The organism is Sodaliphilus pleomorphus, assembly GCF_009676955.1.
GTDB lineage: Bacteria > Bacteroidota > Bacteroidia > Bacteroidales > Muribaculaceae > Sodaliphilus > Sodaliphilus pleomorphus.
Map to the genome: position 1 here is coordinate 60,228 of NZ_CP045696.1, position 17,523 is coordinate 77,750.

The 17,523-nt window shown below is 51.4% G+C and carries 10 protein-coding genes; 5 read left to right on the plus strand and 5 right to left on the minus strand.

Features of this window, described 5'->3' with window-relative positions; genetic code table 11:
* Positions 1-294 precede the first annotated feature (294 nt).
* Positions 295-645 carry a winged helix-turn-helix transcriptional regulator gene (locus tag GF423_RS00335; protein ID WP_154326467.1) on the plus strand — a complete coding sequence of 117 codons (351 nt, stop codon included), beginning with the start codon at positions 295-297 and terminating at the stop codon, positions 643-645.
* Positions 646-688: 43 nt separating this feature from the next.
* Here GF423_RS00335 and GF423_RS00340 read toward each other — a convergent pair whose 3' ends face one another.
* Positions 689-1,201: a histidine phosphatase family protein gene (locus GF423_RS00340; RefSeq protein ID WP_154326468.1), complete on the minus strand. Its 513-nt coding sequence runs from the start codon at positions 1,199-1,201 to the stop codon at positions 689-691.
* A gap of 60 nt (positions 1,202-1,261) precedes the next feature.
* Here GF423_RS00340 and GF423_RS00345 point away from each other — a divergent pair, with 60 nt between their 5' ends.
* Complete coding sequence (locus GF423_RS00345; RefSeq protein WP_154326469.1) at positions 1,262-1,942, plus strand: alpha/beta hydrolase-fold protein; 681 nt, start codon at positions 1,262-1,264, stop codon at positions 1,940-1,942.
* A 42-nt stretch (positions 1,943-1,984) separates the two neighbouring features.
* Here GF423_RS00345 and GF423_RS00350 read toward each other — a convergent pair whose 3' ends face one another.
* A complete protein-coding gene (locus GF423_RS00350; protein ID WP_154326470.1) occupies positions 1,985-4,690 on the minus strand; it encodes an AAA domain-containing protein in 2,706 nt (901 codons plus the stop codon).
* 656 nt (positions 4,691-5,346) lie between these two features.
* Here GF423_RS00350 and GF423_RS00355 point away from each other — a divergent pair.
* Entirely contained in the window at positions 5,347-10,467 is a 5,121-nt protein-coding gene (locus GF423_RS00355) for a translocation/assembly module TamB domain-containing protein (RefSeq protein ID WP_154326471.1), read from the plus strand.
* Positions 10,464-12,767 (plus strand): translocation and assembly module lipoprotein TamL, encoded by a 2,304-nt coding sequence (tamL, locus tag GF423_RS00360; RefSeq protein WP_154326472.1) that lies wholly within the window; start codon positions 10,464-10,466, stop codon positions 12,765-12,767. Before GF423_RS00355 ends, tamL begins: the two co-directional genes overlap by 4 nt.
* A 133-nt stretch (positions 12,768-12,900) precedes the next feature.
* On the opposite strand, the gene buk is transcribed toward tamL, so the two are convergent.
* From buk to GF423_RS00375, 3 genes are all read right to left on the minus strand, one after another.
* Positions 12,901-13,962 carry a butyrate kinase gene (buk, locus tag GF423_RS00365; protein WP_154326473.1) on the minus strand — a complete coding sequence of 354 codons (1,062 nt, stop codon included), beginning with the start codon at positions 13,960-13,962 and terminating at the stop codon, positions 12,901-12,903.
* 32 nt (positions 13,963-13,994) lie between these two features.
* On the minus strand, positions 13,995-14,897 hold the full coding sequence (locus GF423_RS00370; protein ID WP_154326474.1) for a phosphate acyltransferase: 903 nt from the start codon (positions 14,895-14,897) through the stop codon (positions 13,995-13,997).
* Between the two features lie 208 nt (positions 14,898-15,105).
* Positions 15,106-16,455, minus strand: a complete 1,350-nt coding sequence (locus GF423_RS00375; RefSeq protein WP_154326475.1) for a DEAD/DEAH box helicase — start codon at positions 16,453-16,455, stop codon at positions 15,106-15,108.
* Positions 16,456-16,719: 264 nt separating this feature from the next.
* Between GF423_RS00375 and GF423_RS00380 the strand changes: the two genes are divergently transcribed.
* Complete coding sequence (locus GF423_RS00380) at positions 16,720-17,391, plus strand: hypothetical protein (protein WP_154326476.1); 672 nt, start codon at positions 16,720-16,722, stop codon at positions 17,389-17,391.
* The last annotated feature ends 132 nt before the right edge of the window (positions 17,392-17,523 follow it).

A 17,523-nucleotide genomic window follows, 5' to 3' on the forward strand; every position in this document is an offset into this window, starting at 1 on the left:
CAAATCACCGGCCATGCTGAGTACATTGGCTGCCATGCACACACTCTGCGCATGATGATGATGGGGAAACGAGGTCACCACCAGCATGACGGCAAGCAGCAGTGAAAGGGCGGCTATGTGCTGTCGCTTTTTCATGTTGGCCACAAAGGTAACATAGCTTGAGTGCAACTCAGTTGCAAAAGATGCCGTTTCACCGGCCAATTGATGTTTTTACCCCGGTTTACCAAGGTTGCAATTTGCTATTTGCACACTTTTGGCTACCTTTGTGAAAAACAAGCAGAAACAACAACAGATATGCCAAAGAAAGAAATCAATCCAGAGTATCTCACATGCCCCATTAGGCAGGTCATTGCCCGTTTTGGCGACAAGTGGTCGATGCTCGTGCTCTACACGCTTGCCGAAAACAGCACAGGAGTGATGCGCTTCAGCGAGCTCCATGCCCACATGAACGATTGCTCGCAAAAGATGTTGTCAAAGACACTAAAGTCCCTGCTCGACAGCCATCTCGTGGATCGCAAGGTGTATCCCGAGGTGCCTCCACGCGTGGAATACGGGCTCACCGATACTGGCAAGTCGCTCATCCCGGCCATCGACACGCTCATCGCCTGGGCCAAGGAGCACTTCGATGCCGTGGTGAGGCCTTGAACATGACTGAGGCCAGGGTTGCGTCGTGTGCAAGCAGCCCACACTATTCTAAAATCAGCTTCCTTACCTCACAATTGTCCATTTTGGCAATTTCATTCATCGGTTTCTTGTAGTATACACTCTGAATGGCCTTGTTCACGATACCATGCCCCACAGCCATCACGGTTTTGCCTGCATAGTGAGCCACGATCCAGTCGAGAAACTCCTGGGCACGGGCTTTCAAGTGGGCCAGCGACTCCACGTCGCCAGGCCACTCGTTGAGATATTGCAGCGAGGGTATGTATTTCCCCGTCCAGCTGCCCCAGTCGCGCTCGCGCAGCAGGGCAGTGGTCTTCACACCTTGGTCGTGAGGCTTGGCAAGAATGCGGCAAGTATCGATCGAACGTTTCAAGTCGCTCGACACAAAGGCGTCGATTTTTTCATCTTTCATCTTCTGCGCCAGTTGCTCGGCCTCGGCTACGCCTGTTGCGTTGAGCTCACCTTGTGTTTGGCCTTGCATGATTTTGTTGGCGTTGTCGACTGTTTCGCCATGTCGTGTCAAGAGTAATGTTGTCATTTTCTATTTTTGTTTGTTTTGTCTGCAAAATTACAAAAAACATGATAACTTTGCGACACTATGGAAGAAGTATACTCAACCCACGGCATAGAATGTAAAATTCATGTGTATGGCGACACGACACGATGCCTGCCTGTGGTATATGTGCACACTTTTGAAAACCAAGGTCGTGAGATATGGAACGAGAGCTGCAAAATGCAGGCCAGGCAGCACGTGCTGGTAGAAATCGACGGTCTCGATTGGGACAACTATCTCGCCCCGTGGCCCACCGAGCAGCTGTTTAAGAACAATCCCCCCATGCGGGGACGAGCCGGCGAGTGGCTGCGACTGCTTGAGGGCGAAGTTATCCCTGCTGTCGAAGCGCAGTTGCATGTCACGCATCGTGTCATTGCAGGCTACTCACTTGCCGGCCTTTTTGCACTGTGGTCGGCCTACAACACTGGCATTTTCGCGGGCGTGGTTGCTTGCTCGGGCTCGTTTTGGTACCCCGATTTTACCAGCTATGTGCAGGCCCACGATTTCGTCACACTGCCATCGTGCATCTATTTCTCATTGGGCGACAAGGAAACCCGCCTGAAAAATCCTGTGCTCAACACAGTAGAGGAGCGCACGCGCTGGTTGTGCGAGCACTACAGCAGCATGGGGATCAACACAGTGTTTCAGCTCAACAACGGCAACCACTACCAGCAGCCGGCATGGCGCACAGCCCGCGGCATCACATGGGCCCTGAGGCAGTTATGATGAGCTTTTTTTCACGCTTTCTCGATGCTGAACCAGCCCGCATTAAAACTTCAGCATTTTTTCTATCGTATCGAGGTTGACTGTTGCAGTTGTCGAGATACGCTCAACTTGCATTCCACATTTTGCAAGAAGACGGTCTTTGATGTTGTCGCGCTCTTGCTGGGCTTCACTTTCCTTGTGAAAATGCCAGCCGTCAACCTCTATGGCCTTGAGCGGCTGCTTGGTGAGAGAATTGTAAATCAAGAAATCGACATGAGAGAAGGGACTCTCTACATAAGCCTTCTCCCGCTCGTCGAGCCTCATATTGCTGCCGATCAAATTTGACAGTGGATAGTGGCACAGGACCTCGGTGCTGGTAAGGCCCAATTTAGAAATGGCCGTGGTGAGCATGTCATACACAAGATTTTCTGACAGTTGACTCGACACCCCGCGATGAGCCTTCTCATAGGCAAGCCGCTGGGCCGTGTATTGCTTGTAGAGCAAGTCAAAAACCGAGTGTAGTTTACTCTCGCTCACATCAAAGTTGTTGTATTTCACGTAGGCTATGAGTTGGGCCAAATTGGAGTCGGGAGGCATCTCATTGCCGCTGGCAACAATGCACAGGCGTTTTTTAGCTCGTGATATAGCCACGTTCAACAGGTTGCCATCGTCAGAAAATTGGGTAGGCGAGTTGTCAACCATGCTCATAACAATGGTGTCGCATTCACGGCCTTGGTACTTGTGCACCGTGCTGGCAATGTTGCAGCCCAACGCCTTGTTGATTTCTTCGGCCTGTTGTCGATAGGGCGTGGTGATGCCCACACTGTCTTTGCCGCCATATTGAGGCATCACTTCTCGCACAATCACATCGATTTCGCGCTGGTTGAAGTGCTCGCGAGCATGATTGCCTGCCACTGTGCGCATCACCTTGAGTACATCGTCTTCACCATGATCAACAGTCATGGTTATCAATTCCCCATCATAAAAACGCCTGTTGCAGAACTCAATGATTTTAGGGTGGCAACGATAGTGCTCACGTAATAGTGTGACCGGGGCATCGTCGAAAACCTCGACGCACGATTGCAGAAAACTGTGGGTGACGGCATTGTAGCGTTCGTCTACATTGTAGGCATGCTGGATGACCCGCAATACCATTGCCTCCTCTTGGCTCACCACATTGGGAAGTTGCTTGTCGTCGCCCACAATCACAGCATTCAATCCACACGACAAAGCCAAGGCGCCAGTTGTGATGTCGACCTGCGAGGCTTCGTCCATGATCACATAGTCAAAAACCATGTCCTTGCCGATGCAATTCTTCGATGAGTAGGTAGTACTCAGTACGATAGGATACTCTTTCAAGAACTCCTCACTGCGCGATTTCAGGTCTTTAATCGTAAAGATTCTTCTGGTCGATGCTATGCAATGCCGTGCTATTTCGTTTCTCAGCAATGCCAGCGAGGATTCGCGCAGGTCGTGAGTGCTTTGCGTCATGTCAAGGTCGCGCAGTGTAGCGCCGGTGCTGGCAAGTTCTTCTTCTATCTCCGTCTTTCGGCTGTAGTAGTAGGATGTTTCTAAACTTGATACTACTATTCCGGGATTTTCCTTGAGTAGAGTGAACGCTCTCCATCCTGCTTGGCACGCCCATCTCAAGCGAAACCACAGACCGGGCCTGTGACCGCTCTCGGTCAACAGCTGGTAGCGGTGAAGCAGCCGCATGAGCCTGGCCGATTTGCAAGCACTCAACCGCACGACCTTGTCGTCGTGTTTCGCTTGCAACATTTTTTCGTATTTTGCTTCCTTGAGCAGTGCATCGCGTTCGGTATTCAGCTGCGCTTGCCGCGTTTGGGCATCAAAGCCGCGGCTCATCATGTCGAGTGCCTTTTTCGTTTTGGCTCTCGCAGGTTCCTCATCGATTGTCCACCTGTCCATGTCGGGATATGCAACCTGGTTGTCGATAAAGGCTTTCTTGTTTTCGGCACTCCCCAGTTTAGCGGCAATGAAGTCCAGACCCTCGCTACTGAGTTTTTCGACAATATTGTCGATGGCCGAGTTGTTGTTCGACACGACCAAAACGGTTTTTCCAGCCATCAGCACATTGGCGACAATGTTCAATATCGTCTGCGTCTTTCCTGTGCCAGGAGGTCCCTGGATGATACTCAGCTGGTGCGTCAATGCGGCTTCTACCGCCGATTTCTGACTCGAGTTGCAACCGAAGGGGTAGTACACTTGCCTTGGCATGTGGCGGGTTTTGAGTGGTGACTTGTCGCCCAGGTACTGTGCCAGTGGCACGTCGTCGCGATTCAAGTCGACCAGCTCATATTGCTTTGAAAGCAGGTTCTCGTCATTGTCACCTACAAGCCCAGTTTCGGCAGCCAGCTGGCACAGATAGCTCCACAGCGACCCGTTGGTCTTGTTGATGGGCGTGCGTGTGACATACACCTTGTTGCCCTCTATGTCTTCGTGATAGCCGGTAGCATGGGTCAGGTGGTAGAATGTGTGTGTGCCATCGGTAAAGCGCAACAGATGTTTCGCATCGGTTATGTGCTTATTCATTATATACACCCCTTTATCGTTGAGGTCTATTTCTTCGGGGTTAACCAGGTAGAGCAATCGTGAACGACTGTAATTGAACACCCGTGACCCTGACAAAAAACGCACTGCCCACATTCTGTTTCTCGTCACGCTTATCGAAGCGACTGCTTCGGTGATAAACTTCTGCCGTCCGCCTCGAGGCTCTAAATCTACAATCATACACTTCTTGGCATCCATAATAAGTCAAAAATCAATGATATGTCTGCTGCTATATTGGCTTATATATTGCACAGCTGCTGTGAGAAACAGTGTTGTTCCACTTGTTTCAACAGCCTCTCCATGACAAAAGTACAAATAATATTGCATTACCCCATGCCTTATTCAGTAATAAATGTAGGCTGTTTTTGGAGATAAATTTAGTAGTAAATTAATTGACAAGATCGTCCAGGATGTAACCATACAATCACATCATGTGGTGCAAGATTAGTAAAAATTTTTAACCTGTGCATTAAAAAAAATAATACAGATTCCTATAGGCGGGTTAAACTGGCAAATGCAAATGCAGCTTGTATTATTGTAGCCTTCTTGCTGGTCGACAAGTGTGGGACGCTCGGCAGTTGCGCCGTATTTGTCATAATCACGACGCACATTATTATTTCTGCCCCCGCCACTGCCTAAGGCCTGCTTGCCGCCATCGCCTTGAGTCCCTCCTTCAGGCTAAGCTGGTCCATCGCCTTGCGCAGGTTTTCAAATAAAGAGATTATTACTTACAAATATTCAAGGGGGAGTGGGATGTTTTTTTGAAAATATCTTTGTATTTTTGTGAAATAAAACAGGACTGATGTTGTGGAAGACGGCATTTGGTCGAAAGAGCAATATAAATTTTGCAGGGATTGAAAGAAAATAAAACAGCAAGACGCATTCTTAAGGCTTTGGGGGTCGTCGTGGTACTCGTGTTGGTGCTGCCGTGGACGCTCTACATCCCTGCCGTGCAACGAGTGGCCAAAGACTACGCGTGCGACTATGCCAGCAAGAAGACAGGCCTCGCGGTGAAAATGGACCGTGTGTTGCTCAAGTTCCCGCTGAGCGTGAGCATGGACGGCTTCTCGGTGCTGGACCAGGCCCGCGACACGATGCTGCGGGTGGCCAACCTCACCACAGGGGTCGAAGTGCTGCCCATGTTGCACAGCGACTTCAAGATAGGCAGTGCCAGGCTCACGCATGGCTACTACCGCATGGTGAGTGAAGACTCGGCGATGTGCCTCACAGCCGATATCGACCACTGCGTGCTCATGGGCACCGATTTGGATCTCAATCATCGTGTGGTGAACGTGGTCGCCGGCGAGATGAGCGGGGGACGCATTCAGTATGCCGGCTACCCCGACCGCAAGAAGGAAAAGCCCGACAGCGACACGGCGGCCGCCAAGCCGTGGCGGGTGAATGCCATCAAATTCACCTTGCGCGACGTGGACTTCACCATGCGCCAGTTGCCCACAATCGACAAGATGCATGCCCATGTGGGTTATGCCCGACTGCTCGACGGCAGGGTGAACACAGGCGACTGCACCGTCGATGTGCGCAGCTTGAGTGTCGACAAGGTGAAGTGCAGCTACTATGCCATGAGCGCCCGCGACGCGGCCCTCTACGAGCGGCTGCATCCGACCCCTGTCGACACCAGCAAGTCGCAACCTTGGGCCGTGAGGGCCGACACGCTGCGAGTGCACCGTCTCGACTACAACATGCAGATGTTGCCCACTATCGATGTGCTCAAGGCCACGGTGGTCAATGCCCTGCTGGTGGAGGGGGAGGTGAACACAGAAATCCAGAATGTGACTGTGTCGCGCCTCGCGGTCGACAGCTTAGACGCCCGCTATTTCACGCCCACTGAGAAAGTTGCAGCTGCAACTGCTGTCCCGCAAGCCTGGACCTTGCAAGCCGCCCCAACACCTACTCCCGATACAGGACCATGGACGGTGACGTGCGACACATTGCAACTCTCGGGCAGCCATGCACTCTATGCCACCTCGCGCCACAAGGCAGTGAAAGGCCTTGATCCCAGCTATATCGAGGTGAGTAATGTGAATCTTGCCGTGCACAACCTCTACAACCGAGGCACCACGGTGAGCGTGCCGCTGCAATACCTCAGGGCCAAGGAGCGATGTGGCATCGAGATTGAAAATGCACACGGCACCCTGGCCATGCATGACGGCATGGTCGACATCGACAAGTTTGGCCTGAAAACCTTCATGAGCCGCATCTATCTCGATGCTCACGGCCCCATGACGTTGCTCAACAAGAAGCCCACAGGCCAGTTCAGGGTGAGCACCAACTCACAGATTGCCCTGCAAGAGATTGCCATGATGCTACCACGACTCAAGCCCATGTTCAAGATGGTGCCGCAATACAACCCAGTGGCCCTGCGCGGCAGCCTCGCAGGCACCCCGAGTCGCATCAATATCAAGACCTTGACGGCCGAGATTCCAAAATATGCCCGCGTGGCAGTGAGCGGAGGCGTGAGCAATCCACTTGAGCCTGCACGGTTGAGCGGCAATGTGGCCTTTGATGCCACGGTGACCAATGCCGACTTTATCAAGCCCACTTTGCTCGACAAGGCCCAGCAGCGTCAACTCAACATACCTCCCATGGCCCTCAACGGTCGGGTGCACTTCGATGCCAAGAGCAATGTTGCAGGCAACGTAGCCATGCGGCTGGCTGGAGGCCGCGCAGTGGGGCAGGGCAGCTTCAGCGCCAACAGCCAGCGCTACAACGTCGATGCCACATTCGTTCAATTCCCGGTGAAGAAAATCTTGCCGCTTGCCCCTGCCGACAATCTCACGGCCCATGTCACAGCCAGCGGCCACGGCTTTGATTTCTTGAAGGCCTCGACAGCAGTCAATGCCAAAGTCGACCTGGGCGGCGTCACCTATCAGGGGCAACGCTACGAGCACATCCAGGCCCAAGTGAACATGAACGGCGGTATCGTAAAGGCACAAGTGGTGTCGCACAACAAAGACTGTGACTTGAACCTTACTGCCGACGGTACAATACAAGGCAACCACTATGTGATGGCCGTGAACGGTGTTGTGAATGATCTCGATGCCCAAAAGTTTGGCTTGGTCGACGTGCCTTGCCGCGGAGGCGGAAAAATAAATGGCTCGTTCGACTACAACGCTACGACACAGTATTGCGACCTCAATGCCAACCTGACCGATCTCGACTGGAACTACGACGGCAACAAGATCGTGAGCAAAAACACCGACGTGAGGTTTGCCTCCAATGCCGATACCGTGAGCGCTTATGTCGACAACGAGGACACCCACCTCGACTTTGTGTCGCAGTGCAACCTCAAGCAGTTCACTAAGCGGCTAAATGAGACTTTAGGAATTGCCCAAAAGCAATACAAGGCCCGCTATCTTGACATCAACAGCTTGCAGGAAGCCTTGCCAAAATTTGTGCTCGACCTGCGATGCGGCCCCAACGGCATCATCCCGCGTTATGTGGCGCGCTACAACGTTGACTTCCGTGACATCAACTGCCAGATACGCAACGATTCCACCATCTACATGAACGGTTATGTGCACCAGCTCAGCGTGGGCGACCGAGCAATCGACACCTTGCGTTTTCATGCCAACGAGCAAGACGACAAGTACTTGACCTTCGACGTGCACATGGGCAACGCTCCTGGCACGTGGGACGACTTTGCCCAAGTCGATGTCGCAGGCGGTGCGCTCGGGTCGACTCTCGACTTCATGGTGGTGCAACACAACCTCAAGGGCGAGATGGGCTATCAGTTTGGTGCCAATGCCACTCTCGACAAGGATGAGATCAAGGCACGGCTGTTCCCCACACAGCCAGTGATAGGGTATCGCACCTGGGAAATAAATCCCGACAACTATTTTAATTTCAATTATAAAACACGCATGCTCGACGTCGATTTCTTGATAAAGAACGACTCGAGCAGCCTGGCCTTGAAATCGGAAAAGACCGACGACCCCAACAAGGAAAAAATTTTACTCAACATCAGCAACCTAAAGCTCGACCAGTGGACAACCTATGTGCCTGCACTGCCTGTCATGAGCGGCACGGTGAACGGCAATGTGAATGTGCTCTATGACGGACGTAACATGGACGGTGATGGCCTGGTCGAAATCAAGGACTTTGCCTACAATGGCACGCACGAGGGCGATGTGGCCATCGACACTAAGCTCAGTGTCGATCCCGCCACAATGGCGACCAAGCTCAATGCCACCCTGTCGCTCGACGGCTCCAAGGTGGCTCTTGCCTATGGTGTGCTCAACGACTCCACTTCACGCAGCCCCATGAACATGAATGTGCAGCTCGATCGCTTCCCGTTGCAGAAGGCCTCGGCGTTCATTCCTGGCTACTATGTGGCACTCGACGGTTATATCGATGGAGAAATGCACATGACGGGCACGACTGCCAAGCCCGAAATCAATGGTTATGTGCAAGGCGATTCGGCAGTCGTCTCATTGCCTGCCTATGGCTGCTCGTTGCGCCTCGACACGAGCAGAATAGTGGTTGACAACAGCCTGTTGCGCCTCGATGGCACGAAATTCTACGGTCTCAACGACAGCCCCATCTATGCCCGTGGTCAGGTCGACTTGAGCACGATGGATATGAACTTGAAGTTCTCGGGCCAGAACGTGCAGTTCATAGGCACCAAGCAACAGCGATGGTCCGAAATGTTTGGTGCTTGCTATGGCGACCTCGATGCCTCAATCGTGAGCAAGAGCGGCAACATGCGCGTTGGCGCCTCGGTCAACATCCTGCCCACAAGCGATATAACCTATGTGATGCTCGATGAGGTAGATGCCTTGCGCAGCAGCAAGATGGTAGATGAAAACATGGTGACCTTTGTAAATCCTGCCGACACAACCCATGCATTGAGTAAACTCGTCACCGGCGAGGCCACCTCGTCGCTCGATCTCAATATCAACATCGCCATTTTGCAGGGAGCCAAATTCAACGTGTATCTCACACAAGACGGCAAGAGCCGCGTAACTACTAAAGGCACAGGAAAATTACGCTACACGCTCGACTTCGCCGGCAAGGACAATCTTGTGGGTTCCTACACTATCAAGAGCGGTGAAGTGCGCTACACGCCCCCAGTGATATCGCAGAAGGTGTTTGAAATAGCCGAAGGCAGCTCAATATCGTGGACTGGCGAGATGATGAATCCCCTGCTGAACTTGAAGGGTACCGACAAGTTGCGGGCCACGGTAAACTCCAGCAGTGGATCGTCGCGCGTTGTCGATTTTCTCGTGACTGCGATGATCAAAGACAACTTGAACCATATGAATGTGAGCTTCGACCTGGCTACGACCAACGATGCCGACATTGAAAACGAACTGCAAGGCATGACGGCCGCCCAACGCAGCGCCGCCGCCATCAACCTGCTGCTATACAACACCTACTCGAGCGAGGCAAGCGCCAACAATCCAGAGCTGGCCTCGGCCAACAATGCACTCTTCTCGTTTATTCAATCACAGCTCAACAATTGGGCAGCCAACAACCTGCATGGCATCGATCTCTCGTTTGGCATTAATTCCTACGAGAGCCAAAGCGGTTCCAGCACAAGCGACCAGATGAGTTATTCCTACCGCTTGTCGAAGACCCTGTTCAACGACCGGCTCAAGGTTGTAGTGGGCGGCGAGTACTCGACCGATGCCACACAGCAAAACAACTTTGCCGACAACTTGTTCAACAACATCTCGATAGAGTACAACCTCAATCGCAGTGGCAACATGATGGTGAAACTCTTCCGCTCGTCGGGCATTGAGAGTATACTTGAAGGTACCGTCACGCAGACGGGTGCCGCATTTGTGATGAAACGTAAAATAGGCAACATGAAAGATTTCTTCTGGTGGCGCAAAAACAAGCAAACGCTGGTCGACACCACAATAAGGGTGGCACCAAAGTTGCAGATCGAGGACAAGTCGAGCGGACTCGAAGCTCCTGTAGCATCACCCGTAAAACGCACAGTGAAAGAATGAAAAATTACTGGATGAAACTCATGTGTATTGCAGTGGCCACGCTCACGCTCGCCGCTTGCTCCACTACCTCGCGCTTGGGTAGCGGTGAGACGCTCTACACAGGCGTGAAGGAGTTGAAATATAAGCAAGACGACAGTGTGAAGATTGCCACTGATGTGCAGGATGCCATCTTCACCACCATCAATGTGAAGCCCAACAACCCATTGTATTCGCCCTACTACCGCACCCCGTTCCCAATAGGGTTGTGGGTGTATAACCATTGGGATGAGAATTCGACAGGGCTCAAGGGCTGGCTCTACAAGAAGCTGGTTGCCGAACCTAAACTCATAAGCTATGTACGGCCTGCCACGCGTGTCGACATGATCAACACCTTGCTGCGCAACAACGGCTACTTTGGTTCCAGTGCCAAGTACACACTCAACTACAGCAAGAGCAATCGCAAGAAAGCCAGCATAAGCTACCAGGTGTGGGTGCACAAGCCCTATGTGATAGGAAAAATCTCCCCATTAGGCACTGGCACGCCAGTGAGCAACTTCATCGACTCATGCGCTCGAGCAAGCAACTATTACCGCACGGGCAGCCGTTACTGCCTCGACTCTCTCAACCAGGTGCGCATCGACATCGCCAATGCACTGCGCGACAACGGCTACTATTTTTTCAGACCCGAATACATCCAGTATGTGGCCGATAGCTTGACTACCAAGGGCGTTGTCAACATGCAGATGACCAAAGCGAGCAATATTCCTAACTCGGCGTTGGTGCGCTACTACGTAAACAATGTGACAGTGACAGTGCTCAACAACGACAATTCGGGCACCCCCGACACTCTTGAGACACCACGTTGCACACTGGTGAAGTATGTTCCTATCAGGTTGCGCGACGCATCTTTGCTCTCATGCATAAGAGGGCGCAAGGGTCGCCCCTTCAAGGTGGGCAACATGGACCGCATGCAGGTGCAATTCTCCAACCTGGGTATCTTCAGCAATGTCGACATGAAGGTAACACCGCTCGACTCGACCAATGCCGAAGGCAACGGCCTGCTCGACCTCGCCGTGACGTGCACGCTCGACAAGCCCATCGAGGCTAACTTGCAGGTACAGGGGGCCTACAAGTCAAACAGTTTCCTGGGTCCAGGCCTTAAGGTGGGCATGACCCACAAGAACCTTTTTGGTGGAGGCGAGCGATTCAGTGCCGATGTGCGCGCCTCCTATGAATGGCAAACGGGCAAGGGTGGAGCCTACAAAAACAGCGAGTTCAATTCCTACGAGTTCGGCTACAATGTCGAGCTCTCCGTGCCGCGGTTGCTCGCCCCGCGCTTTGTTGATCGCAGCCGTCGCTATGTGAACTGGACCCGTGTGTCGCAATATGCAAGCATCCTTAATCGTCCCGACTATTTCAAAATGCTGCAATTGGGCATCGACTTCACGTGGCAGTGGCATTCCAATCGCCACACCCTTAATGAGTTTACTCCTTTTAGGCTGGTCTACAGCAAGCTGCTTTCGACCACTCAGGCCATGGACGAAATCATGAGCATGAATCCCGTAGTTAAAAACAGTTTCAACAATACCTATATTCCCTCGATGGGGTATTCGTTTACCTATACCAACGACTTCGGACGCAACAGCATCACTTGTAACATCGATGCAAAAGAGGCTGGCAACATCTTTGCCGGCATATGGGAAATGTGCGGAAGCAAAAACGATAAGAAACTATTTGGCACCCCCTTCTCCCAATTCTTCAAGATTCAAACCCAACTGGTGTGGAAATTCTCATTCACGCAGTCGTCACAACTGGTGTCGCGCTTGCTTGTGGGGGCTGCCCATGCCTATGGCAACTCGGCCGAGGTACCCTATAGCGAGCAATTCTACTCGGGTGGCGCCAACTCGGTGCGAGCTTTCACCATACGCTCTATAGGCCCTGGGAGTTATCGCGCTTCAGAGGAAGACAATTTCGGCTACTATGACCAAACTGGCACTTTTAAATTTGAAAACAACTGGGAGTACCGCTTCCCTATACTGGGCTACCTGCACGGAGCCATATTTCTCGACGCTGGCAATGTGTGGCTGCTCAAGAATGACCCCGAGCGCGAGGGCGGCAAGTTGACTATGAAGAAATTCTTCGACCAGCTGGCTGTGGGCACTGGTCTGGGTTTGCGATTTGACATGAGCATGATCGTGGTTCGTGCCGATTTGGGCATTGGCATCCATGCCCCCTACGATACAGGCAAGAGCGGATACTACAACATCGCCAAGTTCAAAGACGGCCTGGCCTTCCATCTGGCCATAGGCTACCCCTTTTAACTGAGAATTATAGAAGCTGGCTTGCAAGAAGTAAAACAAAAAAATCCTGAGCAACAAATATTTTATTCCAAAATTGGAGATGTTGCTCAGGACTAAGACTGCATATATTTAGAATGAATGAAAGCGTGCCTTGTTACACGTAGGTCTTTACCTTCACCTTGCCAGTGAGCACCGACAATGCATTGCCTGCCAGTGCCTCCATTTCATCTTCTCCAGGGAAGCAATAGGTGGGGGCGATAAAGTCGATGCGCTTGCGCAACCGTGGAATCACATATTCGCTTCTTGCAATTCCGCCAGTCAACAGAATGGCATCAACTTTGCCATAGAGCACAGCAGCCTCGGCCACAATATACTTGGCAGTGTGATAAATCATTGCATCAAGTATCAACTTGGCATGTTCATCGCCATTAGCGATGCGGGATTCTATCTCTTTCATGTCCTTGGTGCCTAAAAGTGCCATGAGTCCTGCCTGTCCTGCAATGCGCTTGAGCAGTTCCTCCTCGGTGTACCTGCCGCTGAAACACAGCCTCACCAAGTCGGCTGCTGGCAGCGAGCCAGCTCGCTCGGGCGAGAACGGGCCTTCGCCATCGAGCGCATTGTTGGCGTCGACGGCACGTCCGTGGTCATGGGCCGCGATCGAGATGCCTCCACCCAGGTGGCAAATGATGAGGTTGAGGTCTTCATAGTTCTTGCCTATTTCGTTGGCAAACCGCCGTGCTATAGCGCGCTGGTTGAGTGCATGCCATATACATATGCGGTGCATGAGCGGTGTGCCGCATATCCTGGCATAATCGTTGAGCTCGTCGACCACGCCAGGGTCGGCAATAAAACTACGGCAACCAGGTATGTTCTTGGCAATGGAGTGAGCAATGAGGCAGCCCAGATCGCAGGCGTGCTTGTGTATGGCATTGCGGGTGTCGTCGAGCATTTTCTGATTGATTTCATACACGCCTCCAGCCATGGGCTTCGACAGCCCGCCGCGTCCTATTACGGCCGAAAATGTGAAGGGCACATTCAATTTCTTGAGCTCATCGATGATGAGTTGTCGACGGAAGTCAAACTCGTCGGTGACTTCTTCAAATTTTTCAAGATCTTCGGGGCGGTGGCTGATGCTGCGCAGCAACATCGGTTTTTCATCTTCATACACGGCCAGCTTTGTTGAAGTAGAGCCTGGATTGATGACAAGAATAAGCATAATGTGAATGTGGGGTTTATGGAGTGATTAATTTAAATAGATGCAATTGCCAAGCTGTAGAACTTGGATTCTGGCGTATCGGCTCGTGAACTCAGCACCACAGGAGCCTTTGTACCTTGCAACAAACCAGCAGTTTGGGCGCCGCAGAATAGCGTGATGGTTTTGTAAAAAACATTGCCTGCCTCTATATCGGGGAAGATGAGCGCATCGGCTTTGCCGGCGATGGGCGAGTTGATGTTTTTTCCCTTCATGCTCTCCAGGTCACACGACGTCTTCAGGTCGAGAGGCCCGTCGACAATTACATTGCCAAATTTTCCTTCACCAGCCATCTCCTTGATTGCAGCATAATCAGCGGTGAAGGGGAATATCTTGGTGTTGGTCTTCTCGGTGCAGTGTATGAGCGAAATTTTGGGTTGAGTGATGCCCAGCGCTGAGCATATTGTTGCCATGTATTTTATTTGCTCGATGCGTTGCTCTTGTGTGGGGTAGGGAATCACAGCAGGATCACTGAACAAGAGCAGGCGGTCGTATTGCGGAATGTCGGCTATTGTGATGTGAGTGAGCACCTTGCCGCTGGGCAGTATTCCAGTTTGCTTGTTGAGCACGGCATGGAGCAAGTCGTCGGTATTGATCAAGCCTTTCATCAATGCATCGGCTTCGTCGTTACGTACCATGGCAACTGCCTTGACAGCTGCATCGACGGGGCTCTCGGCATCGACAAATTTTACATGTGCACCATCGGCATGACCATGCAACTGGCTTTCTACATATTGCTTACAGCCTACGAAGATGAAGTCGGCAAAGCCACAGTCCAAAGCACGTGCACATGCTTGTGTGGTGTGGTCATCGGCAGCCCACACCACGACTATTCGTTTCCTTGACTCACGCTCATTGAGATGATTGATCAAGTCGGAAAAGCTCTTAATGGAATTCATTGGGTTTTGTTAAGTGGTTGATAGTTGTTTGTTAAGTAAAATTGTGTTGCCGATAGTGTCTCGCCACAATCGACCTCGCAAATATAAGGATAAGAAATTAATTATTCAACATTTTGTCACCAATTTTAACACACACTTTGCACGTTTTAGTATTAATTGTGCAGAATGCATTACGCGTCACAGGAAAAGGCCATGTTTTACACATGTTTTACACACGTTGTACAGCCCTCGACACAAGCACTTTTTTACTTTTAATTTTGCAATGCGACAATTTTGAGATGAGATTTTCAATGGTATTGCGAGGCACAGCTGCCAGCGAGTAGTGGTCGAAGACGTTGATGGTGCCAATGTCGGTTGCCGAGAGCCCTCCCTGATGAATAAGAAAGCCCAATATGTCGCCTTTGGATATTTTCTCTTTTTTCCCAGCTTTGAAGTAGATTGTGGCTATTGTTGGGAAGACTTCTTCGCGCTTGGTTGTAGGTGGGTTGAGTTCCATAGGGGTATACACGCCATCGAGATGCATGTAGCCGGGCGGCTCCTCTCCTGGTCCTGTGACGACAAAGACGCTGCCGCGTGCATCGACACGAGCGGTACGGCCGTTGCGGTGTACAAAGACCTCTGGAGAAATGGGCATGTGATAATGAACGATGTGCTTCACGCCGTCGATATCCAAACCTCTTGCACCTAAATCGGTGGTGACAAGAATCTGAAATGTGCCGTTGGCAAAGAGTGCTATGGCTTTTTCTCTCTCGATTTGGTCGAGTGCGCCATGATACAAGCCCACCGACATATTGCGTGACTTGAGATGCTGATACACGCGGGCGACAGCTTCACGGTAATTGACAAATACTATAGTCCTGCCATTGGGCAACGATTGCAAGAGTTGCAGTAGAGTATCGAGCTTGTCCTTGCTGGCGCTTTTCACCTGATAGGTCTTCATGCGGCTGCTCGGTGCGTTGCTGTCGTGGGTGAAGTCGAAGATTTTGGGATGACTGATGCCTGTGTAGGCAGGTATCTCGTCAAGAACAGTTGCCGAGGTGAGAATGTGCTGTGCACAGGGAGGCATGCAGCGGCACAATTGCCTCATCTCTCCCTCAAATCCCAGTTCAAGGCATTTGTCAAACTCGTCGATGACCACAACCTTCACGCCGTTGAGGCTCACATGACCACGTTTCACGTGGTCGAGCAGACGTCCTGGGGTGGCTACAACAATATCGGGAAGAGCCTCGATCGAGCGTTTCTCGTCGACCACACTATGCCCGCCATACAAGCACGTGACTTTGCAACCTGTGGCAAGCACTCTCATCACATCGTAGATTTGCATCACAAGTTCGCGCGATGGGGCAACAACAATGGCCTGCAACTGGCCTATGCACGAAGCATTTATTCTACTCAGCAGGTTGAAACTATAGGCCAATGTTTTTCCTGAGCCGGTAGGGGAGTAGATGATCAAGTCGCCAGATAGGTCGCTGCGCTTAGCTATTGTCGTTTGCATTGCGTTGAGTTGCACGATACCCAGTTTTTCCTTGATGTTGTTGAGAATAGTACTTTGCTCCATGCTTAAAATGCGATTTCTTGCAACAATGCACCTTGCACGACAGTACTACAAAGATCCCCCATTTGCTGTGGCAATCTTCATGAGCATTGCCTGGGCGCATTGCTTTTGTTCAGCCAAAGTTACACATTATCCCCCATTGGCGCAAGAGACTAAGCAAAATGTAAATATTGTTATATTTTTCGTCGCAATCTTTGCGAGTTTCAGAATTGTTTGTAATTTTAACGCATTCGAAGCTTTAAGCTCATTTTTTAAACCAACATCAACATGAAAAAATTTTTATTGTCACTATGCGTAGTGATTTCATCGATTGCACTTGTCTCTTGCAATGGCAACAAGAACGGGGAGAACAGTGCCGAAGCCTCTGCCGAGGCATCGGTCGAGACTTCGGCTGCAGCCGAGACATCAATTAGTCCTGAGGACTTCCAGTCGCAGCTCGACGAAGCTATCAAGGCAAAGGATGCGGCCAGAATCCAGCAACTCGTGGGCGAGTCGCAGACGACCTACAACAAGCTTGCTGCCACCGACAAGGCCACAGCCGAGGCCTATCTGAAGAAGGTGCAGGATGCTATCACGGCCAAGGCTGCCGACATTAAGGCTGCAACTGGCGTCGAGGCAACATCGCTGATTTCTAAAATCAAGCAGATCCCTGAGGATGCAGTCAATGCTGCACAGGCTGCTGGCGACACTGTCGCCAAGGCTGCTGCCAATGCAGTGAAAGCTACTGCCGACGAAGCTGTCAGCAAGGCCAAATCGGAAACCGTCGACAAGGCCAAGGAAACCGTCGACAAGGCCAAAAGCAAAGTGAAAGCTGCAAGCGAAGAAGGCAAAAAGAAAGCCAACGAGGCTGTCGATAAGGCTCATCACAAGGCCAGCGATGCTGTCAACAAGGCCTCTCAAGAAGCAGCCAACGCTGTGAACAAGGCCTTGGGCAGGTGATACCTGTTGCCTGATTCATCCCTAGTAAAAAATGCACATTGCGATGTGCATTTTTTATTCTTCATACCAGCTAAAAAAGTTTGTTAGTAGAAAAATCACTAACTTTGCGTGCTCTTAGATTATTGCTCGAGG